This is a genomic window from Actinoplanes sp. ATCC 53533 (genome assembly GCF_003947245.1).
Genome location: NZ_QHHV01000114.1, coordinates 19,685 through 41,843, shown reverse-complemented (window position 1 = coordinate 41,843; position 22,159 = coordinate 19,685). Strand labels below are relative to the sequence as shown.

Below are 22,159 nucleotides of genomic sequence, written 5' to 3'. Positions count from 1 at the left end.
AGCGAAGGAGATTCTCGTGAAAGGAATGCTGGCCGGCCTCTTGCTGATCGGTCTGGGCGTCACCGCCCCGGCACAACGCCCGGAGACCGCCGCTGGGTTCGTCATCGGCGCCGCCACACTGCAAGCGAGCGCGAGCGGAACCAAGGTGACAGTTCCCGTACTGACCGGTGGGCGGCGGAGACTGATGAGCACCGAGGCTGTGCCGGCAGACGCTGCCGCTTCCGTCCAGCGCTCGGTGATCCCGGGATCGCTAGTGGACTACCGCGTGAGCCACGGCGACGTTGTTGTCCCGGCAGATCCGTCTGCGACGTTCCACAAGGCACTCACCAAGGGCACCAACCCCGTCTTCGATACGAAGAAGTACGGCCCGGAGCTGGCGGCACGCGACGGCCGCCCCGGCGACCTCGTGGCCGCCGGCTGGGTATTCGGCAAGGGCCGCGACGAGATCACCATCGGCGACGGGCGGCTGGTGACGCAGGACATCGCCGGCCGGCGCCTGCCGCGCCCCGTCAAGCGGTACGAGGAGACCTACCGGGTCGCCCGCGACGCCCACGTCTACGAGGTGAACACCGCCGACCTGAGCGCCTCCCAACCGTCGTCCTTCGACCGGATCCCCGTGACGCGGAACCACTCGTACACCACCCTCGAACGGCAAGCCGCCTTCGTCGTCTTCGACCGCGACTACCGGCACGCCGATGCCGCGAAGGTCCGCGCGATCTACTACTTCACGCCGCACGACACCTCCGACGGCCTGCCCGTCTGGGACGTCCCGACACAAAGCGCGCTGCTGAAGGACAAGGGCACCGACCCCGTCTCCGGGCGTCCCTATGTCGAAATCCTCGCCACCGGCGTCACTCAAGCGCCCTACACCCGCAGCACCGAGCCCTTCGAGATCGTCAAGGACACCTTGTACTACGTCGGCGACAACGAGGTCGCCCTCTATCTCCTGCACGCGGGCAACCGGCTGATCCTGATCGACGCCGGCTGGCCCGGAAGCGGCTACCAGTACTGGACGAACATCGAACGGATGGGCTTCGACCCCCGCAAGGTCACCGACGTGCTGATCTCGCACGGCCACGGAGACCACTACGGCACGGCCCGCGAGCTCCTCACGATGATCGAAAACGCGGGCGGCCAGGTGACCCTACGCGCATCGCGCGAGGACGTCGAAGGCATCCGGCGGGACGCTCTCGGCAACGCCTGGACCATCCCGCCGGCCATCCCGGCGAGCGAGTCGTGGCTGCGCACCCGCTACACGCCGTACGTCTACGACCAGTTCCTGGAGTTCGGAAGCGTCCGCATCATGCCCATCACCACACCGGGGCACACCGTGGGCACCACGTCGTTCGTCTTCGACGTCGCCGACCCCGCGCGTCGCGGACACCGCATCAGGTTCGGATTCATGGGCGGATACGGCTTCAACGGCCTCGAGCGGCCCACCACCGCCAACGGGTTCCGCCGGCTCAGCTTTCCGCTCGGCCTGTCGTGGCTTCAGCAGCGTGTCGACGTCGACTACGTGTCGCCCTCGCACACCAACCAGTACCCGATCGTCGAGGTCTACCAGGCACTCAAGGCCTACAACAACGACCCGGCCCACCGGCGCCACCCGCTGACCATGCTCGACGCGCTGACGACCGGCGAGTTCGCGAACTTCAACGAGAAACGTTACGAGGTCATCTCCTCCGCGAAGAGCGACACGCAGCCGGGCTACCAGAGCATCGAAACCTACGGGCCGTTCAAGCCCGGCCGGGAAACCGGCGAACCTGACGTCGCCGTCACCCTGCTCGACGGCGGCAAGGTGATCCGCGGCTTCAACAAGTACATGAACGTCAATCCCGCGATCCCACTGCTGAAGGACGGCATCGTCATCGCCCGGGACAGTTACGTACACGACCCGGACGGCTACTACGTACAGGTCTACGCCGACGTGCACGACGCCTACAGCGGCTACCTGCCGGGCAGCGGCCCGGTCGAATCGTACCGCGCGACGCCCGGAACACCGGAGATCCTCCGCACGCAGCGACTCGGCAGCCGGGCCGACGCGGAGGCCATACTCGCCGGCTTGCGGGCCGGCAGCACCTACCGGGTCGACCTCACCCGCGCGAGCACGATCGTCGTGCCGCCCGACAGGCCGGCGTTCCGAGCGACGAATTCCTGATCCTTCGTGATGTACACCCTCGACCAGCTACAAGACTTCGTCGCGGTTGCCGAGGAGGGAAATGTGGGCCGGGCAGCTGTCCGGCTCCAGATGACCCAGCCACCGCTGAGCCGGCAGATCCAACGGCTCGAACGCAGCATCGGCATCGTGCTGTTCGCCCGCACGCCCACCGGGGTGACCCTCACCCCGGCGGGGCGCGTGTTCCTCGACGAGGCACGCCGCGTATTGCATCTGGCGGCGGCCGCCCCTCTGCTCGCGCGGCGGGTGGCGGCCGGCACCGCCGGCTCCATCCGGATCGGCTTCACCGCCGTGTCGGCGTTCACCGTGCTCGGGCACTGGATCGCGGTCGCCGCCGAGCACCTGCCCGAGGTGGATCTCGTGCTGCACGAAATGGTCACCCACGCCCAGATCGACGCACTTCTGGCCGGCGAGATCGAGATCGGCCTGGTGCGGCAGGTCCCGCGCTCGGAGATCCTCGCCTCGCGCCTTGTCCACACCGACACGCTGGTCCTGGCGGCCCCGCGGGGACATCCGCTCACGGTCGTCGGCCGGCCGCTGCGTCTCGCCGACGTGGCGAAACACGACGTGGTGACGTACTCGCCGGTCGAAGCGTGGTACTTCTACGAGCTGGTCGTCGCGGCCTTTCAAGGGGCCGCGGTCAGCCCACGCTATGTGCAGCACATCAGCCAGGTCCATACCGTTCTCGCCGTCGTGAACGCGGGCCTGGGTGTGGCCCTGGTACCGCGTTCGGCGTCCGCCTTGCGACTCGCCAACCTCACGTTCCTCGACGTCGAGGACGTCCAGGAGGACGCCGTCGGCCTGCACTGCGTCTGGCGGGTCAACAACGAGAATCCCGCGCTGACATCGCTCTTGCGGCACGTCGCCGGTTGAGAGGGTCATGCCATCTCGGTATCGGCCCATGCCAAAGCGGTCTTGGATCGGCATGACGAGCGCTGCTTAACGTACCGGTCATCAGTCCGAAATGCAGGAGGGTCCCATGGCCTCAGAGCCACTTGACCGCCGGGGTTTCATCAAAATGACCGGGGTGGCCGCGACCGTCGCGGGCGCCGGCGTGGTAATCCCCGGCGGCGTGTCGCCCGCCCAGGCCGACGGACACCGGCCACGCCGCAAACTCAAGATGGTCGTCGGCACCCAGCGTCGTGCCTCCACCACGGCAGCGTTCCAGGAGTTCACCCGGCACGGCGTAACGCACTGGGTTGGGTACCCACCCAGTCCGCCGCTGGACAAGGGCCGCGGCTACTGGCTGCCCTCGGAAGTGGAGCAGACCCGTGAGCTGGCCGAGCGGAACGGCGTCACCCTCGACATGGTCGCCCTGCCGTTCCTCACCTCGTCGCACATCGACCGCGACTCGCGGCCGGCAATCATGCTGGCCAAGAGCCCGGAGCGCGATCGTGACATCGACGACATCCACAAAATGATCGAGGCGTGCGCGATCGCCGGCGTGCCGGCGTTCAAATACAACATGAGCCTGCTGGGCGTTCTGCGGACCAGCGAGGTACCCGGCCGCGGCGGCTCCACCTACAGCCGGTTCCGCGCCGCGGACCTGTCCAAGAACCCACCGCTGACCAAGGCCGGCGTCGTCGACGCGGACTCCTTCTGGGAGCGCATCGACTACTTCGTCCAGCGGGTCATCCCGGTTGCCCACCACTTCAAGGTCCGCGCCGCCTGCCACCCGCAGGATCCCGGCACACCGCCGGGCGGCTACCAGGGCATCACCAACGTGCTCAGCGTCCCCGGCGGCAAGGGGCTGTTCAAATTCCTCGGCCTGCACCGCAGCCCCTACCATGGCCTCAACCTGTGCGTCGGCACGCTCGCCGAGATGCTCTACGACCCGCCGCGCGAGATCTACGACATCGTCCGCCGGCTGGCCCGCACCAAGCGTCTGTTCAACATCCACCTGCGCAATATCCGCGGCCACCGCGACGACTTCCTCGAAGTGTGGCCGGACGAGGGCGACGTCGACCACGCCCGGATCATCCGGATTCTCGCCGAGGAGGGCTACGCCTATAACGTCGATCCCGACCACGTGCCCGACCATCCGGACGACCCCGGCGGCAAGCAGGCCTACGCCCACGGCTACGGATACCTCCGCGCCTTGATGCAGGCCGTGGAGAGCGCGCTCGACCGGTAGTTCCCAGCGTGCACGAGCTCTGCGCCTTGGTCGAGGCGTTGACCGTCGCTTCGACGACCATCACGCCACAATCGCAACCGTCCTGCTGCGGAAGCGATCTCGGCCCGGCGGGCCTGAGACCCGGGTCACGGTAGGGCAGAGCGCCGGGGACGTAAGGCTCCCGGCGAGCCCATCCGGGCCTGGACCTTCGCTCGCGCCACGGCGATGCGGCGCAACTGGACAGGGCCGAACTCGTCCAGGGCCCGCCAGATCGTGGTGTCCGAGATGACCGGCCGACCGGCCCGAAAGCTGCGCCCGGCCCGTGGTCGACCCGCTCCCGGCAACACTGTGGAGCTTGGTCCGGTGATTACGTCTCCTTCCCCGGGCGACGTGCCGCAACCGCTACGAGGCGCTCGAAGCCGGGCACCTGGGCGATGCTGGTTGTGGAGGCACCGGCAGCAAATAGGTCCCACACGGCTTGTTCGTGATGAAGCCCTTGAGGAAACTGAAGGCCCTGCCATAGCCGCGTCCCTGCCGGTAATGGCTGTATCGAACCATGCAGTTCAGCCCGAATCCGATCCGGTAGGGAATGGACCGGATAGTCCAAGGCTGCGTGGACCGGTAGGCCTTGACGGCCATGCGACCGACCCACCGACCGGCCCGGCCTACCCGGTAAGCCTGATACCCGCCCCAGATCACGCCGGCGGCGGCCTTGCGCAGCGTCCAGTTGGTCGCCCTGGTCCAGCCACGCTCGACGCCCCTCGCCGCCGGGCGCACCAAGTCCTTGCACCAGTTGCTCCGCTTGCCCCGGCACGGCTTCCATCGGCATGCTCGGTGCGGCCGTCGTGGCCTGGCTGGGCAGCGGATACCGCTGCATCAACTGCGACACCCAGAAATGACCCGCGAGCACGGCGACAGTCCGCCGGACCGCGCCGACGGGACGGGTTCGTCGGTGCTGAAGTTCGAAGCAACCTTTTCGGCGGCTGATCCGTGGTAGGGGCGTGACAGACCGAGCGAGGCCGTTGACAGCGGCGGATACATCGTTTGTGGCCACCTTCCGCGGCACGGACTCCAGTGGTGGCAAGCCGATCACCTTGACCGATGACACGCTGCTCGCCCAGCCGGACCTGAACGTCGATCGATCGTTGACGGTCGACCTCGACGCCCGGCTCGGGCAGCCGATCTCGGTGACCGTGCCACGCTCCTCGGCCCAACAGGTCATCGCGGAAGTGGCCGCCTACACCCGACGTCCACAAGGGACAGCCGGTCACATCCTTCTCGGAAACTCCTTCACGACCCTGTATTCCGCCCGGATCGGCCCCGACTCCAGCGCCGAGGACTTCTTCTCCATCGTCGCCGGACAGTGGGCGCGGACCGACGCGAACGGCGGCACGGACGACAGCCCGTACCTCTACTCGTTGTTCTTCCCGGAGATCGGGCGGATGGTGCACGGATACCAGCGCGGCGTGGCCGATCGGGAGCTGGCCCAGGTGCGCGCGGACTTCGGCCGGGCCCAGCCCGGCACGTTCGGTCGCCAGCGGGTGAATACCGGCTGGACCGACTCGAAAGTCGGCGGCTTCGGCCCGTCGCTGACGTTCCGCCTCCCGTTCACCCGCACCGAGTACTACAACACCGACCCGGGGATCGCGTCCGCCGGGCAGTTCCAGGAGTGGTCCACCGAGGGCCAGATCAGTGACAGCGAGTCGGCGGCGTACACGCACTACAGCACCGGCCGTCCGTACCACGAGCGGTGGAACAGGGGCGTCTTCGCACCGGGCCTGTCCGCCGCCACTTCGCTGAGCGGATGGCGAGGCGTCACCCGCGACGGGGACCACCTCCGGATCGACGTGCCGCGGTTCAGTGACGGCGCCGGTCACGTCGGGGACAGTTCGACCACCCGCTCCAGCGCCACCCTGTTCCGCAACGGTACGAAGGTCGCCGACCTGGACGGGGCCCGGCTCCGCGACGTCGACGTCGAGGTCGCGCCGGAGGAGGCGGCGTACCGGCTGGAGTCGCACACCGAACGCGGTTCGCCGTTCGTTCTGTCGACGAAGACGGACATCGCGTGGACTTTCCGCTCCGGCCACGTCCCCGCGACCACACCGACGGCTCTTCCACTGTGGTTGATCCGGTTGAGTCCGGACGTGGACAAGGACAACACGGTGCGGGCCGGTGGCGTCCGAGCCGTACCGCTGTCCATCACCGCCCAGCCGGGCTCCGCCGCCGGCAAGCTGGTCAGCCGTGCCGTCGAGGCGTCGTTCGACGACGGCGCCACGTGGAAAGCGGTACGGGTGCAGGACGGCGCCGCCCTCGTGCCGCATCCGGATGGCAGCGGGTTCGTGTCGCTGCGGGTCAAGGCGACCGACAACAGCGGCACAACCGTGGAACTGACCGTCATCCATGCATACCGGTTCGGCAAGACGAGTTAGTACGGCGTTTGGCGATCCGGAAGAGTTGTTGCCGCTCCATCAACAACAACTCTTCCGGATCACAAGACGCCGGTCAGGAACTGGAGGTGCTCGGGGTCTGGAGGAGCTCCCGCCAGCGTTCGCGAAGCGTGCTTCGCAACAAGTCGTGGAACAGCCGGTAGACGGTCACGTCGTCCTCGCGGTCGGTGACCAGGTATGCGCCGAGGCGCGAGTTGAGCAGCCACGCGATGTCCGCGTCGCCGTAGTGCCCGTCGTTGTCGTCGACGGCGTGGGCGACCAAGGGCCAGATGCCTCGCCACGGCAAGCCGGCGCCGTAGGCGAACGCGACGGCGCGGAGCAGGATGACGGCACGGTACCGGTCGTCGGCTTCGCGCAGCGTCTGATGCAGATCCTGCCGGAACACGCCTAGGACGCCCTGGTCGAGCGCTGTGAGCCAGCCGGGATCGTCGGCCGCGATGACGGTGTCGCGGTCGGTGAGCGAGGACGCGGCGATGCGGGCGATGAGGAACGAGCGTCCCGCGCGGTTGCCGAGAGCCTGGGCGACGTCGGCGATGACCTGCTCCGGGGCGGCTGGGTAGGGGGAGCCGGGGGTGTGTCGCAGGATGCTGTGGACGTAGGCGACGATGTCGTGCTGGTCCCACCATGGAGCGTCGTCCACGGCGATCCGGCGGGCGTCGAGCGTGGTCACCGTCTCGTCGGTCAGCACCGCCGCTGCTGAGGCGGTCGCGGGGTGTTCGCCGGTCGCTAGCGACCGCACCCCGACCAGCAGGCGCAGCCGCGGGCGGTCCCGGTCGGGCTCGAGCTTGGCGATGACCTCCCGGACGAGGGAGCGGGGGTCGGTGGCCTCGTCCAGGGCGTCGATCACGAGGGTGACCGGCCGGTCCTGGCGGGCGAGCCAGTCGTGCCAGGCATGCAGGCGGTCCTGGACGCTGGGGTCGATCGGACCGGCCGCCACGGGCACCTGCAGCGCGTGGCAGATCTCGGCCAGGACTTGGGTGTGCAGCTTGCCGGTGGCCAGGACCGCGACGTCGACCGCGCCTTCCGCCGGGCGTAGCTCGTCCGGGATGGCGGCGACGTCGCCGGCGTACTGGCGCAGGAAGCGGGGGTCGCTGAGGGTCACCAGCCGGGCGAGGACGGCCGACTTGCCGCTTCCGGCGCCGCCGGTGACCACGGTCGCGCCGGCGGTGGCGGCGGCGCTGATCAGCTCGCGCATGAGGACGGCTCGGCCGGTGAACAGCCAGCCCGGCTGCTCATCGCTTCCGACACCCCGAGCCCGGGGACTCCAGTGCGTGGCGAGGTCCTGACGGGGCAGGGCCAGGCTGTGCCGGGCAGCGTCGACCGGGACCGCTTCGTCCTGCTGGTAGTGCGGATTGGGCAGGCACGGATGAGGGCCGGTGAGCTGGCCGCCGTACAACGGGATCAGTGTCTGGTGTTCGCCCAGGTTCTGCTGCACGTCGTCCAGAAAGTCGTTCACGTTGAGGTACTTGTGCTCGCCGTATCGGCGTCCTTCCGGGGTGTTCAGCCCGTCGAGGAACTTCACGATGGCCTCGGTGAGGGCGCCGGTGACGGCCTTCTCGTCGCGGGTCGCCGAGGGGAGGATGAGCCAGCGGCGGTGTGGTCGTTTGCCGAGGCGCAGGACGTCGCGGGCGACCGACCCGGCGTAACACGCGTCCAGGATGATCAGCATGTGCTGCACCGCGGTGTCGGCCAGCCAGCCGATCAACTCCGAGGTGCGCAGCGCGGTGCTGGACACGATCGAGCTGACACTGTCCCGCAGGATCAGGTAGTGGCTGTCGTCGGCCTGTTCGCCGTGCCCGGTCACGAACAGCACCACCGCGTCGGCGTCGGTCCACACCGTCTTGCGGGCGACGTTCTTCAGGACGCGGATCTGGTCCTCGCTGGGATTGTCCGCCAGCTCCGGATAGGCGAGGCTGAACCCGCGCCGGCCCAGGCCGGGGGAGCACAGCCATTGCCGTAGCGCCGCCACCTCCTTCTCGACGGGCAGTGGGCGCCAGTGCGGGTCGTCGTAGTCGCCCGTGGCGATCGCCACGAAATGCCGGCGCAGGATGTCCTCGTCGACGGTGGTCATGCGCCGGCCAGATGCGGCAACCGCTCCAGGATCACCCGGCCCGTCCGGCCGCGGCTGAGATAGCGTTCGACTGCGTGGGTGTCGCCGCCGTTGTCAACGACGATCTCGCCGTCCGGACCGATCTGCGGCCACCACCTCCGCAGCTCACCCGCGCACGCGACCGGGTCTCGCAGGTCGCGTAGGTTCACCCAGGCCGGCACCGCGAGCGGTGCGGCGGAGAGCCGGCTTCGGACCATCCGGAGGCCCAGCGGCGAACCCATCGTCACGAACAGCTCGACCCGGTGCCCGGGGCGCTGACGCAGCAGCTCGTACGCCACCACCGAGCCCAGGGAATGGCCGATCAGCACCCGGCAGCTCTCGTCGACGGCCTGCGCCACCCGGTCGTCGACTTTCGCCTTGACCTCGGGGTCGGTCAGGTAGCGGTGCACCTGGCGCAGCACTCCCACGTACAGGATGCCGGCGGCGGCGCCGCAGCGGTTGTCGACCGCCCGGAGCAGCACCTGCAACGGCCGCGGCACCCGCGTGTACCCCTTGCCGTGCCGCACGTCCCGGTCGGCGACGACGAGCTCGGCGTCGGTCACGGCCTCGCGCAGCGCCTGCTCGACCTCGGTGAGCTCCGGCCCGTCCAGGCCGTCGAGCAGGGCGCCGTCCTCGCCGGACTTGGTCGTCGCGTCGATGTCGGGCAGGAAGATGTCGCCGTAGAACGCCACCTCCAGCGGAGGCCGTTCGACCCGCCGGTCCGCGGCCCGTTCCAGACCGTCCGCCAACGCCGGCGCCCACGCCGAGGCCAGTTGGTGACGACCCAGCTGATGCTTCGCCATCCCGTGCACCCCGACCAGCTCAGTCATGACTACCTCTCCTGGGCCGGGGTGGGACCTCGGGACCGTTTCGGCGGATCCGAGGACGACCTCACCGTACGATCCTGCCTCAACCGGCGCCCCGAGACCATCTCACCCGAACCCGAACGGGTGGTGTTCGTGACGGAGCTCGACAGCGGCCGTCCCGTATCCACCCATGACCAGCACAGGGAGCTCGGCCTGGTGCACGGCGAGGGCACGTACGTCGAAGGGGGTGACGAGCGGCGGCCCGATCGGGACACCCGTGCGGACATCCCACACCCGGACCTGGTTCTCCCGGTGGCCGGCGGTGATCCCCACGATGCGGCCGTCGGCGAGCGTCGCGGTGGCCAGCGAATCGATCACGCCCGGCTCGGCGATCCGCACCTCGGCGACGCGCGTACCGGTGGACAGATCCCAGGTCACGACGGTGCCGTCGCCGTAGCCGCCGGTGACGACGACGACTCGGTTGTCGGGCATCGTCACGACCGCCGCGGCGGCGATCCCGGGCCCGTGGGAGATCGGCGGCAGGTCGAAGGGGGCCTTCGTCGCCAGATCCCATCCATGGAGGGGGTACGGCCCGGCCCGGCCGGCCAGCACGATCAGACGTCCGCCCGGCAGCGTGGCAGTGGCCAGGGCCTGGTAGCCACCGTTGCCGTTCGCGCGGAGCACGGCCACGGCGCGACCGTCGGTGAGGTCCCACACCCGCACGGTCGCGTCGCCGAAGCCACCGCCGGTGAGACCCACCACCCGGCCGTCCGGCAGCACGGCGGTCGCGAGGGACTCCACCCATCCGGTGTGGCCGGTCAAGTTCGCGATCAATGCTCCGCTGCTGACGTCCCGGAGCTGCACCACGTGGTTGTGTGGACTTCCGGCGATGAGTGCCACCACGCGCTTGTTCGGCAGCACAGCCGTCGTCAGTTCGTACACACCGTCGGTCGAGCAGTCGAAAGTGCTGATCACACGGCCGGTTCGCAGATCGCACACGGTGATCACGCCATCGGCCAGTCCACCGGTGACCGCCACGGCCGTACCGTCGGGCAGTTGGGCCGCGGCGACCGCGATGACGGCGTGCCCGCGAATCTTGACCGAAGGCCCGGTCAGCGCACGCGCGAGGTCCCAAATCCGCACGGTGCCGTCATCGCCGCCGCCGCTGTTGGCGGTGACCGCCACGACCCGCCGGTCGGGCAGCACGGCGGTCGCCACCGCGCACACCGAGCTGCCGACAAAGCCGACGAGGGAGCCGCCGAGCTTGGTCGCGGAGGCCAGATCCCACAGCCGGATGGCATCGTCACTCCCACCGCTGACTGCGACGCGCCGACCGTCCCCGAGCTCAGCGACGGCGAGAGTGCTCAGGCCGCCACGGTGGCCGGAGGGCGCTTCGGCGATCAGCGTGCCGGACTCGACGTCCCGGATGTGCAGGGCGCCGTCGCTGTCCCCGGTGACCGCTACGGTCCGCCCGTCATCGAGGGGGGCCACGGCGATGGCGCGCAGACCCGCGGAGCCGGTCGGCAGCTGCCAGGTGAGGCGCCCGGTGCTCAGGTCTCGTGCCTGCACCGCCCTGCCGTGACCGGCGACGGTGATCGCGATGACCCGTCCGTCCGGCAGGCCCGCCAGGGCGACCGTGAGGACGCCGCCGCCGGGTGCCGTCAACGGCGGGCCGAGCGGCGCCCCGATCGCCAGGTCCCAGGTCTGCAACGTGCCGTTACTGTCACCGGTCACGGCGAGGACACGCCGGTCGGGCAGCGTCGCGGTGGCCATCGCCCGTACGTGCCCCGGCATGACCAACGGCGTGCCGACCGGTGCACCGTCGGGCAGACGCCAGACCCGGACTCCGCGATCGCCCCATCCTCGCGTCATCGCCACGGCACCACCGTCGGGTAGCACAGCGGTGATCACCTCCGCTATTCCCTCGTCGTGCCCGGTGGGTACGTGGGCGATCGCGGTGCCGGTGGTCAGGTCCCAGACCACGGCAGCGTTCTCCCGGTAGCCGCTGGTAGCGGCTACGGCGAACACCCTGCCGTCGGCAAGTGACGCGGTGCCGAGCGAGTACACCCGTGGCAGCCGGGCCAGCACCTCGTTGTGGTCGGATCCCTCGATCCTCCACAGCCCTCGCCAGACGCCACCCACCTCCGCGTCGCCGGCCCGGTGGCCGAGAATGGCCTGCATGCTGAGAGCGGCAGCGTTGTGCGCGGGGTCCGACCATCGCCACTGGTAGGTGACCTCTCGGACCGCCCGTAGCAGCGGGAACGCGTCCTCGGAGACACTTGTCCCGACGGCGCGCAGGCGCGCCGGATCGAGGTACGGGACGAAGGCGTCGGGGACGACGCGGCTGGTGAGGGTGCCGCCCGCGGCGGCATGCTCCACCAGGTGGCGCCGGACGTACGCCAGCGGTGACCGGTCACAGCCGGCGGTGGCGGGGACGTCGGCCAGCCGCGCCAGCTCACGGGCGATGCGCGCTTCCACCACAGCGATGTCGTCCGGCACGGCCTCCGGCTCACGACGCTCGATCAATGTCCACCACCATCGACACATTCCTCCGGTACGCGGGACGTACGACCAGCTTCACCTGAGACTCCGGGCCCCGCAAGACACCGTCGCCGAGCACACGGGTACGGCAGGATCGTCGCAAGGGCGTGATCCGCGGGGAGACAGGAGGTGTCCATGACGCGAGAGGACCACCGGGCCATCACCCAGGCGCTGGTCGCCTTCGCCCACGAACGCCTGGACCGTGCGGCCCCACCGCCCGCCTATGTGCGCCGCCACCTGCTGAGGCACGCCCGCTCCGGGAACGTCCTGGACCGGGTCCTGGATCCGCGCCTGCTGCCCTACCTGGACATCACCCGCTTCTGGCGGCGTGGGCAGGACTCCGAGGTGCCGGCTGGATCCCTGGAGAACCTCCTGCGCCGGGTGGCGCTGGCCTGGGACTACGACCAGCCCGCTGCCAACGCCGCCATGCTGGCCCTGGCCCTGGCCGAGCAGGGAACAGTCGCCGACCGGATCAGCCCGCGACTGAACTGGCGGCCGCGATGGGTCACCTGGACGCCGACGACCTCCGTACCGCTGGGATCCGGGCATGTGGCGACGGCCGTGCTACCCGGCGGCCGGGTGGTGGCGGTCGACGGCGACACCTCGGCTGTCACGGCGCGGAATCTCGCCACCGGAGAAATCCTGTGGCAGCGGTCGAAGGGATTCGTAGCGGGCTGCGGAGAGCTGACCGACGGACGCGTGGTCCTGTTCGTGGAGGACTGGAGCCGGGAGGAGAGGCAGATCGTTGTCGCGGACCTGTCGACCGGTGCCGAATCGGCGCCACCCATCCCGGGCAGCTTCGTCGCGGCCGTTCGCGGCGGTGACGGACGGCTCCTCGCCGTTGTCGACGCCTCGGGGAGGGGACTTCGCCGTACGGCACTTCAGGTCTGGGACATCGAGCACTGCCGCGTCATCAGCGCCCCGTACGAGGTCGAGCGGGTCGACGCGACGTGTGTGACCCCGGCGGGTCGCACGCTGCTCGTGACGATGCTGACCCAACGCGACGCGAGAACCCTCGAGCCCGAACGGACAGCGCTGGAGTTCCGCGACGCCGAGACGTTGACGCTCGTCTGCACCGTGCCGGAGTTCGCGGTGCGACCGGGGTCGACCACCTGCCTGGCCACCGTGGGCACGGGGGAGTCGAGGCACCTCGTCCTCGTCCATGGGGACGGCGCCGAGACGAGAGCCTGGGACGCGACCACAGCCGTCCCGGAACCGGCCGCTCCGATCGATCTCATCGTGGCAGCTGTCGCCACCGGACCGCTGCCGGACGGAGGCACCGGCATCGTGCTGGCAGATCCGCAATGGCGTTGTGTGGACTCCAGTGATGGTGCCGAAGTCGCCATTCCGCTCGTCACCACGCTGACCCCCGTCGTGTATTTGTCGTCGACGATTTCGCCGGGCGAGCGCTGCGACCTGGTGCGTGGCGCGGGACCGTTCCTCCAGCTGGGCGACGGCCGGGAGGTAGCCGTCACGACAAGTGCCCGGTACAGGAGTTTCCTGCGGGACATCCGCTACTCCGGTTCGCGGCGCCGGGGCGCGGCCGCCGCCACCGCGGCGCCCCAATCCACACTGACGCTGCCGGCCGGCCGGCGCGCGATGCTGACGGTGGGGAGACGCTCCGTGCACATCGTCGACTTGCGGACCGGCACGGAGATCGGCCGTCCTTTCACCGGACACGTCGACAGCGAAAGGGGTACGGCCCATGTCCACGACGCCCGGGCCGGGATCTCGGCAGCCGGGCGGCTGGTGGCGGTGAGCGCAGGGGCGGACGCGGCCTGGCTCTGGGACGTCGAGACGCGCGAACCGATCAAGCGGCTGTACGCACACCGCAAACACGGCGTAGGAGTGGTGGACCTCGCCCGGACCCGTGACGGGCGACTGTTCGGTGTGGTGGGCAGCCAGCGTGCGGACGTCGCAACCTACGATCTGTCGACCGGGCAGCCGACCGGAGCCGCCGTCTGGCCGTTCGACTCGGGCGACGACTACAGCGTCTTCACCATCGCGACGGCCGTCGATCGCGGTGACCGGCCCCTCGCGATCGTCGCGAACCAGCGCGACCGGGCCACCCTCATTGATCTTCGCACCAACAGCCCGCTGCAGAAGCTGACGCCCCGAAGGGCCATGCCGTACGGCAAACAGGCAGCGGCCATGACGGCGGGCGCGGGCGGGGACGTCTACATCCTGCTCGGTGCGGAGATGTGGCGCATCGGATCGGGCCGGGACCCGGCGATCCCGTGCGGATCTCTCGAGGCCGACCGGGCGGGCCTCTGGGGCGTACGGCTGACCACGCTCAGCTCCGGGGACACGGTCGCCTTCACCCTGCACGCCGACGGCCGGATCCGGGCATTCTCCGTTCCCGACGGACGGGAGATCGGCAGCCCGCTGCCCACCCTCGGCATGACAGTGGCAGTAGACGTGGAGCCGGACGACACCCGCGGTTGCGAGGTGATCCTGCGCGGCGTGGATGGATGGGCCTGCGTCCGATGGAGCCCATGAGTCTGCCACCGCGTCACTCGGCGGAGTGACGGCACACTCCGGGACGGTCGTGACGGGATGGCTACTGATAGAACCCGCGGCGCGCGCGGGGGCCCGGGCCTGTTCGGCCCGGAGCCGGCGAAGAAGGCCGTCATCCACGGGGTGAGAATAGATCCCTGGGTTCGAAACACGGCGTCAGCTGATCGCGCCGGTGATCGCGGCCGCTGTCCTTGACAACTCGCTCACCCATTCCGCTATCCGGTCGCGGCGGAAGCGTGCCGTGGGCATCGCGATGGCGATGGCCGCGACGGCGGACTCCCGGGGGTCTCGGATGGGGACGGCGAGGGCGGTGAGCCCGGCCTCGGTGCGCTGGTCGTTGATCGCGAAGCCGCGGCTGCGCACCTGGGTGAGCTCTCGGCGCAGCCTGGGCAGGTCGACCTCGGGGTGTTCGGCGTACAGCGCCGTGAGCTCGTCGGCCGGCAGCGCGGCGAGCAGGGCCTTGCCGCCGGAGGTGAGGTGCGCCGGCAGGGTGCGGCCGGCCCGGCTTCCGACGCGCAGCACCTGGGTGCATTCCGCGGTGGCGATGAAGCGGGTGTCGGTTCCGGCCAGCACCAGGAGGTTGACCGACTCCTGCACCTGTTCCACCAGCTTTTGCAGGTGGGGCAGTGCCGCCTGGCGCAGCAGCGCCACCGGCGCCCGGGTGGCGGGCGACGGGCGCAGGACGTCGCCGGCCTCGTAGCGCCGGTCGGGTCGCTGCTCGGCGAACCCTCGGTAGACCAGCATGGCCAGCAGCCGGTGCGCCGTCGACGGCGAGACGCCCAGCCGTTCGGCGGCGTCGCTGACCCGCAGCGGTCCTTCCTGCTGGAGCACGACCGCGAGGTGCAGGGCGTGGTCCACCGACGCGATCGGGTAGGGCGGTTCATTCCTCACAGCAGAAAAAGTTATCCCGAGGGAAGGAATTCCGCCAGGCTTGGCGGATGACTCAAGGCACGTCACCGGTACGCGTCCAGGCCGCCGAAGGCGCCGGCCAGCCTGAGCGGACCCCGGAGCTGGAGGCCCTCTACCGCACCTTCGAGCGGCAGTTGCTGATCCCGCTCTGGACCGAGATCGGTGAGCTCATGCCGCCGGAACCGTCGTCGCGAGCGGTGCCGCACCGGTGGCGGTGGAAGGAGCTGCTGCCGGCGGCCGAGCAGGCCGGGCAGCTGGTGCCGGTGGGTCGCGGCGGCGAGCGGCGGGCCATCGCGCTGGCCAATCCCGGGCTGGGCGGCCGGCCGTTCGCGACCCCGACGCTGTGGGCGGCGATCCAGTACCTCAACCCCGGCGAGGACGCCCCGGTGCACCGGCACACCCAGAACGCGTTCCGTTTCGTGGTCGAGGGCGAAGGGGTGTGGACCGTCGTCAACGGCGACCCGGTCGCCATGCGGCGCGGTGATTTCCTGCCGCAGGCCGGCTGGCACTGGCACGGCCACCACAACCGCAGCGACCGGGCGATGGCCTGGATCGACGGGCTCGACATCCCCTTCCAGCACTACACCGAGGCGACCTTCTTCGAGTTCGGGCCGGACGAGGTCGAGACCCGGGAGGCGGCGGCGCGATCACGCTCGGAGCGGTTGTGGGGGCATCCGGGACTCCGGCCGCTGACGCACCTGCGGCCGGCGCCGGCGACACCGCTGCTGGCCTACCGCTGGGAGCACACCGATCACGCGCTGTCCGAGCAACTGGCGCTGGAGGCGGACGGTCATCCCGTGACGGTCGAGCCGGGCCACGCCGCCGTCCGCTACACCAACCCGACCACCGGCGGCGACGTTCTCCCGACGATGCGCACGGAGTTTCACCGCCTGGCCCCGTACGCCGAGACCTCGGCCCGCCGGGAGGTCGGCTCCTCGGTCTTCCAGGTCTTCGACGGCTCCGGCCGGGTCACCGTCGGCGGATCGAGCTGGACCGTCGAGCGCGGCGACCTGTTCGTCGTCCCGTCGTGGCAGCCGCTGTCGCTGGCCGCCGAGGCCGGCATGGACCTCTTCCGCTTCACCGACGCACCGATCTTCGAGCGGCTCGGACTGGACCGCTCCCATCAGGAAGGCACCCGCGCATGAGGCTCGCGACCGTACGCACCGAGGACGGGCTCCGCACCGTCCGCGTCGAGGACGGCGGATACGTCGACGTCGGCCCGGGGGACGTCGGCGAGTTGCTGCGCCGCGCGGACTGGCAGGCCGTCGCCGCGGCGGCCGCCGGCCCGGTCGTCCGGATCGCACCGTCCCGGCTCGCCCCCGTCGTCACCCGCCCGGGAAAGATCGTCTGCGTGGGGCTGAACTACCGCAGTCACATCACCGAGATGGGACGCGACCTGCCGGAGTTTCCCACCCTGTTCGCCAAGTTCGCCGATGCCCTCATCGGCCCGTACGACACGCTGACGCTGCCGCCGGAGTCCGACGCGGTGGACTGGGAGGCCGAGCTCGCCGTGATCGTCGGCCGCGACATCCGGCGCGGCGACCGGGCCGAGGCCGAGGCGGCCATCGCCGGTTACAGCGTGCTGAACGACGTGTCCCTGCGCGACTGGCAGTTCCGAACCCGGGAGTGGTTGCAGGGCAAGACGTGGGAGGCCACCACCCCGCTCGGTCCCTGGCTGGTCACGCCGGACGAGCTGCCGGCCGGTGCCGAGATCAGCTGCACCATCGACGACGAGACCGTGCAGAAGTCCACCATCGGCGACCTGCTGTTCGACGCGGCCGACCTGGTCAGCTACGTCTCGACCATGGTCACCCTGCATCCGGGCGACCTGATCGCCACCGGCACCACCGGCGGGGTCGGTCACGCCCGCAAACCGCCGCGTTATCTGAAGGACGGCCAGACCGTCGTCACCCGCATCGAGGGCATCGGTGAGCTGGTCACCCCGGTGCGGCGGGAGAGCCGGCCGTGACCGCTGCCGCCGCCCTGGGGTGGATGGCCGGCGGGCATGACTACTTCCTCTCGTGTCTGCAGGCGGTCGGCGACGACGAGCTGGCCGGGCCGAGCCGGCTGCCCGGCTGGACCGGCAGGCATGTGCTGTCCCACGTGGGCCACAACGCGCGGGCCCTGGCCCGCTTGGCGCACTGGGCCGCGACGGGCGAGCCCACACCCATGTACGCGAGCACGACGGCCCGGGCGCAGGAGATCGAGACCGGTGCCTCGTGGCCGGCGGACCGGCTGCGCGACTTCGTGGTGGCCGAGCAGGACCGGCTGGCCTCCGCGCTCGGCCGGATCGCCGCGGATGGCTGGCAGGCTCCCGTCGTCACCGCGCAGGGCCGCACGGTCCCGGCGCGCACCATTCCGTGGCTGCGCAGCCGCGAGGTGTGGATCCACGCCTGCGACCTGCCGTCCGGCGGTGACTTCGCGGCCTTCCCGGCCGCCTTCCTCGACGTGCTGATCACCGACGCTCTCGAACGCCGCCGGACGGTGCAGTCGGTCGACATCGACGTCCGGGCCACCGACCGCGGCGGACCCGCCGGCGAGGGCGAGGGCGGGGGTGAGCGCGTGGCGGGCCCCGCGGCGGATCTCGCACGCTGGCTCACCCGGGGAGAGCGGTCGCCGCGGCTGCGTACCGGCACCGGCGCGCCCCTGCCGTCGTTGCCTCCCTGGCTGTAGATACGTCCACCCCGCCTCGACGAGGAGCAACCCCAGGTCCACGAGTCGAGCAGCATCCAGGGCGGTTGATCGAGACAGGCGAAGCGACCACAGTTGACGGCGGCATTGACCGTCGTCACGAAGTTGTCATACAGTTGCGATGCAGCGATAGTCATCGATATGTTCCGTGGGCGGCCCACCGCGACCCCGGGGAACCGATTTCGCCCCGTCCCGCAGTGCACCTGAGGAGGGCCGTATGCGCCTGTCCCGATTCCGTCTGCTCACCACCACCGCCGCCGTGGCCGCCACGATGGCCGCCGCGATGGGCATGGTCGCGGTGACCGCGCATGCCGCGGCCGCCGGTTGCCAGGTCACGTACGCGGTCAGTTCGCAATGGTCCGCTGGCTTCGGCGCCACCGTGAGCCTGACCAACCTGGGCGACCCGCTCACCGGCTGGACGCTCACCTGGTCCTACGGCGCAGGCCAGCAGGTCACCCAGGCCTGGAACGCCGCCGTCACCCAGAACGGCACCCAAGTCACCGCACGCAACACCTCCTGGAACGGCGACCTCGCCACCAACGCCGGCGCCAGCTTCGGCTTCAACGGCTCCTGGACCGGCAGCAACCCGGCGCCCACGACCTTCGCCCTCAACGGCGTCACCTGCACCGGGACTACCGCCCCGCCGACCTCGGCACCCACCACCGGCCCCACGACCGGCCCCACCGCCGGTCCGCAGCCGGCGAACTCGATGGGCTTCATCGGCTGCTCGATGGCCGAGAACGTCGCCCAGGGGTACGTGGCCGACGGCGGCAAGCGCATGTGGGGCCCGTACGGCACCGGCGGCCTGGTCGTGCAGTCCTGGACCGACCCCAACTCCAGCGCCTGGCAGAAGTTCGACCAGCAGGTGGGCAGGTTCGGCCGGCCGACGGCCGTCTGGGTGCAGATCTGCATCTTCGCCTCGAACGGGGCGACCTACGACGAGGTCAAGCGGCTCATCGCCAACGCCCGTCAGCACGCGGCCGCCGGCGCCACGATCTACATCTCCGGTCAGCCGCTCTACGACCCCGGTCAGACCTGTTCCCTGGCCGGTGCCAACGGCCCGCAGCTGACCGACAGCCTCGCCCGGCAGGCGGGGTCCGACCCGACGCAGAACGTGACCTACCCCGGCCAGTTCCGGCTCCGCGCCGGTGAGGTCGCCGACGGTTGCCACGCCAACACCACCGGCCAGGCGTCACTCGGCAGGCAGGCCCTCGCCTTCTGGGGCTAGCAGCCTGGCGCCGGGCAGCAGCCCGGCGCCGGCCGTGAACCGGTCGCGCCCACTCCGTTCAGCGGAATCCGCCGTCGCAGGTGAAGTTCTTCGCCTCCGTGGTCGCGCCGTGCCCGGAATACCGGGCCACGAGGGGGAATGGGCAGACCGGGCGGGTGAGCACCACGGTTCCTGCGGCGTCGGTGCGCTGTCCGGTCAGTTTGTCCGGGGCTTTGCCGTGCTCGACCCACCGCACGACGGCTTCGAGCTGGTCGACGGGCGCGGCGCCCTGGCCGCCGCCGCAGTGACCGACGCCCGGTGCGACGAAGAAGCGGGCGAACTTCCCGGCCTGCTTGGCGCCGCCCAGGGCCGCTGTCAGCCGCTGGTAGTAGTCGACGCTGCCGCGGAAGAAGATCAGCGGGTCGGCGGTGCCGTGCCAGAAGACCACCTTGCCGCCGGCGTCGCGGAATCGGGACAGGTCCGGGTCGTCGGTGGCGATCACCGCCTGGTACTGGAGCACCGATTGCTGGAAGAGCAGCAGATACTGCTCGTAGGTCATGGACTGCCAGTCCCATCCCGGGTTCTGCAGGAGGAAGTACCGGAACCATTCCAGCCCGACGAAGAAGGGCGCGCTGTTGTTCAGCGCCCGCAGGTCGGCGTCGCGCTCCAGGCCGTACCAGAGGAACCCGCCGTCGGCGTCGCGCGGTCCCGCCCACATCTTGGTGATGAGGTCCGCGTCCGCGGCGGTGATGGTGCCGCACGGGGTTGCCGTGCCGATCAGGGTGCGGGCGTCGAACCGGCATCCTTTCCAGTCGCCGACGATCCCGTCTTGCACCCCGTCGCGTCGGTCGCAGGCCGCGGTCGCGGCCTGGGTGGCGGCGGCGAGCGCGCACGGCGCGACGGCGTGGCCCGCAAGCCGCATCTGCAACGGGCCCCACAGCTGGGCCGGGTGGAATTTGGTCCAGTTGATCGCCGGTGCGCCGGCGGCGATGCCGTCGTAGTCGGTGGGGTAGCGCTGCGCCTCCATCAGCCCTTGCCGGCCGCCGGTGGAGCAGCCGTTGAAGTAGCTGTGGAACCTGGACGTTCCGTAGAACAGCCGGACCAGGGCCTTCGCCGCCACTGTCATCTCGTGGACGCCGAGGTAGCCGAAGTCGGCGATGAGTTGCCAGTTGAGCGTGCCGTCCGGGTTCAGCGCGAAGCTGCCGCTGCCGCCGGGGTGCCCGGCGTCGGTGGCCACGGCCGCGTATCCGTCCCGTAGTGCCGCGACCGGTGCGGTGCCGGGTGTGCCTCCCGCGAAGCCGCCGCCGCCGAGGCCCTGGAGCCGGCGGTTCCAGTTCTGCGTGGGTAACCACACGCCCACCCGGATCTGATCTCCGGCTGGGGGATTGGTGAGCACCAGTTGGACAGCGCAATGCGCCGGTGCCGACGCGGTGGCGGGTACGGAAGCGGCACTCACGACCGTCGTGTGCGTCAGGTGCACCGAGGCGAGGCTCGCACACTCCGCTTTCGGCCCAGCGGTGGCGACGCTGGAGCCGGCCAGTACGACCAGGGCGGCGGTGCCGAGCGCGACCACCTGGGTCAGCGTCCCGTATCGAGGTCTCATCGCGGTCCCTTCCGTTCGGATGGGTACACCGTGATGACGAGTGGGGCCCGGCACAACGCGCGGCTTCCGGCAGCCGGAAGGCGGGGCGACCGGATCAGCCGGCGGCGCGGGCGACCCGGTCGGCGTCCTCCCGGGCCCGCAGCCGGGCCCCGATCGCGGTCGTCGCCGCGCGCAGCGCGGGCAGGCCGGACCAGATGTTCGGCCGGGTGCTGGGCATGACGAGGCCCACGGCGGCGATGACGCCGTCGGTCCCGGTCACGCCGACGGCGATCGACGAGGCGCCCACGACCATCTCCTCCCGCGTCGAGGCCGCGCCGGTCCGGCGGATCTCGTCGAGCTGCGCGGTCAGGCGCGCCGGTGCCACCACCGTGTACGGGGTGAGCCGGCACAGCCGGGCCAGCGCGCAGCGCACCACCTCGGGTGACGCCCACGCGAGGAGCACCTTGCCGACAGCGGTCGCGTGCAGGGGCAACGTGCCGCCGGGCCGGGACACCACGGGAACGGACCGGACGCCGCCCAGGCGCTCGACGTACAGTGCCTCGGTGCCTTCCCGGACGGCGAGGTGCACGGTGGCGCCGGTGGCCGCGTAGAGGTCCTGCAGATGCGGCAGCGCCAGCTCCCGCAGCTCGGCGTGCATCGGCGAGAGCATGCCGAGGTGCCACAGCCGGGACCCGATCTGATAGGTCCCGTCCGCGCGCCGTTCGAGCGCCTGCCAGTCGACCAGCTCGCGGATGTGCCGGTGAGCCGTGGCCAGCGGCAGCTCCGCACGGCTGGCGATCTCGGTCAGCTTGAGCCGCCGGTGGGTCGCGTCGAAGGCGTCGAGGATCGAGAGCGCGCGCAGCGTGACGGATCTACCGGCCATGGCAGCCCTCTCTCGCCAGCCGCGCCATCCGTATGCGCCGCTGGCCGGAAACGTACTCGAAATCTCGTCCATTTGACAGATCTGTTGATTGCCGTTACCGCATTGTCGCGCGGACCGTGCCTTCCGAACACTTCCAGCCAGTGGAAGCCGTTCGTTGGATCCGCGCCCCGCTCGGCTCACCATGACGGCACCTCGTTG

General features: G+C 70.4%; 15 protein-coding genes. 9 read left to right on the top strand and 6 right to left on the bottom strand.

Annotation, left to right across the window (positions count from 1 at the left end):
* Positions 1 to 25: 25 nt before the first annotated feature.
* The 4 genes from DMB66_RS33150 to DMB66_RS33130 all read left to right on the top strand — a co-directional run bounded on the left by DMB66_RS33150 (position 26) and on the right by DMB66_RS33130 (position 6,718).
* Positions 26 to 2,158: an MBL fold metallo-hydrolase gene (locus DMB66_RS33150; protein ID WP_233625026.1), complete on the top strand. Its 2,133-nt coding sequence runs from the start codon at positions 26 to 28 to the stop codon at positions 2,156 to 2,158.
* Positions 2,159 to 2,167: 9 nt separating this feature from the next.
* Complete coding sequence (locus DMB66_RS33145) at positions 2,168 to 3,049, top strand: LysR family transcriptional regulator (RefSeq protein ID WP_125808063.1); 882 nt, start codon at positions 2,168 to 2,170, stop codon at positions 3,047 to 3,049.
* Positions 3,050 to 3,155: 106 nt separating this feature from the next.
* Positions 3,156 to 4,310 (top strand): mannonate dehydratase, encoded by a 1,155-nt coding sequence (locus tag DMB66_RS33140; RefSeq protein WP_125808062.1) that lies wholly within the window; start codon positions 3,156 to 3,158, stop codon positions 4,308 to 4,310.
* Positions 4,311 to 5,335: 1,025 nt separating this feature from the next.
* Entirely contained in the window at positions 5,336 to 6,718 is a 1,383-nt protein-coding gene (locus DMB66_RS33130; protein WP_125808060.1) for a hypothetical protein, read from the top strand.
* A gap of 73 nt (positions 6,719 to 6,791) precedes the next feature.
* Here the strand turns inward: DMB66_RS33130 and DMB66_RS33125 are convergent, their stop codons facing one another.
* The 3 genes from DMB66_RS33125 to DMB66_RS33115 form a co-directional block, all read right to left on the bottom strand.
* Positions 6,792 to 8,807 carry an AAA family ATPase gene (locus DMB66_RS33125; RefSeq protein ID WP_125808059.1) on the bottom strand — a complete coding sequence of 672 codons (2,016 nt, stop codon included), beginning with the start codon at positions 8,805 to 8,807 and terminating at the stop codon, positions 6,792 to 6,794.
* Positions 8,804 to 9,655: a hypothetical protein gene (locus DMB66_RS33120; protein WP_125808058.1), complete on the bottom strand. Its 852-nt coding sequence runs from the start codon at positions 9,653 to 9,655 to the stop codon at positions 8,804 to 8,806. Before DMB66_RS33120 ends, DMB66_RS33125 begins: the two co-directional genes overlap by 4 nt.
* A gap of 102 nt (positions 9,656 to 9,757) precedes the next feature.
* Positions 9,758 to 12,157 carry a WD40 repeat domain-containing protein gene (locus tag DMB66_RS33115; RefSeq protein WP_158647459.1) on the bottom strand — a complete coding sequence of 800 codons (2,400 nt, stop codon included), beginning with the start codon at positions 12,155 to 12,157 and terminating at the stop codon, positions 9,758 to 9,760.
* A 150-nt stretch (positions 12,158 to 12,307) separates the two neighbouring features.
* Between DMB66_RS33115 and DMB66_RS33110 the strand changes: the two genes are divergently transcribed.
* Positions 12,308 to 14,671: a hypothetical protein gene (locus DMB66_RS33110; RefSeq protein WP_125808056.1), complete on the top strand. Its 2,364-nt coding sequence runs from the start codon at positions 12,308 to 12,310 to the stop codon at positions 14,669 to 14,671.
* Between the two features lie 174 nt (positions 14,672 to 14,845).
* Here DMB66_RS33110 and DMB66_RS33105 read toward each other — a convergent pair whose 3' ends face one another.
* A complete protein-coding gene (locus DMB66_RS33105; protein ID WP_125808055.1) occupies positions 14,846 to 15,580 on the bottom strand; it encodes an IclR family transcriptional regulator in 735 nt (244 codons plus the stop codon).
* A gap of 47 nt (positions 15,581 to 15,627) precedes the next feature.
* Here DMB66_RS33105 and DMB66_RS33100 point away from each other — a divergent pair, with 47 nt between their 5' ends.
* The 4 genes from DMB66_RS33100 (at position 15,628) to DMB66_RS66095 (ending at position 19,517) form a co-directional block, all read left to right on the top strand.
* On the top strand, positions 15,628 to 16,743 hold the full coding sequence (locus tag DMB66_RS33100; protein WP_125808054.1) for a cupin domain-containing protein: 1,116 nt from the start codon (positions 15,628 to 15,630) through the stop codon (positions 16,741 to 16,743).
* On the top strand, positions 16,740 to 17,567 hold the full coding sequence (locus tag DMB66_RS33095) for a fumarylacetoacetate hydrolase family protein (RefSeq protein WP_125808053.1): 828 nt from the start codon (positions 16,740 to 16,742) through the stop codon (positions 17,565 to 17,567). Before DMB66_RS33100 ends, DMB66_RS33095 begins: the two co-directional genes overlap by 4 nt.
* Positions 17,564 to 18,271: a maleylpyruvate isomerase family mycothiol-dependent enzyme gene (locus DMB66_RS33090; RefSeq protein ID WP_125808052.1), complete on the top strand. Its 708-nt coding sequence runs from the start codon at positions 17,564 to 17,566 to the stop codon at positions 18,269 to 18,271. The genes DMB66_RS33095 and DMB66_RS33090 overlap by 4 nt, the downstream gene beginning before the upstream one ends.
* Before the next feature lie 235 nt (positions 18,272 to 18,506).
* A complete protein-coding gene (locus DMB66_RS66095; RefSeq protein ID WP_125808051.1) occupies positions 18,507 to 19,517 on the top strand; it encodes a cellulose-binding domain-containing protein in 1,011 nt (336 codons plus the stop codon).
* A 58-nt stretch (positions 19,518 to 19,575) separates the two neighbouring features.
* On the opposite strand, the gene DMB66_RS33080 is transcribed toward DMB66_RS66095, so the two are convergent.
* Positions 19,576 to 21,099 (bottom strand): tannase/feruloyl esterase family alpha/beta hydrolase, encoded by a 1,524-nt coding sequence (locus DMB66_RS33080; RefSeq protein WP_125808050.1) that lies wholly within the window; start codon positions 21,097 to 21,099, stop codon positions 19,576 to 19,578.
* A gap of 94 nt (positions 21,100 to 21,193) precedes the next feature.
* Complete coding sequence (locus tag DMB66_RS33075; protein WP_125808049.1) at positions 21,194 to 21,961, bottom strand: IclR family transcriptional regulator; 768 nt, start codon at positions 21,959 to 21,961, stop codon at positions 21,194 to 21,196.
* Positions 21,962 to 22,159 lie beyond the last annotated feature (198 nt).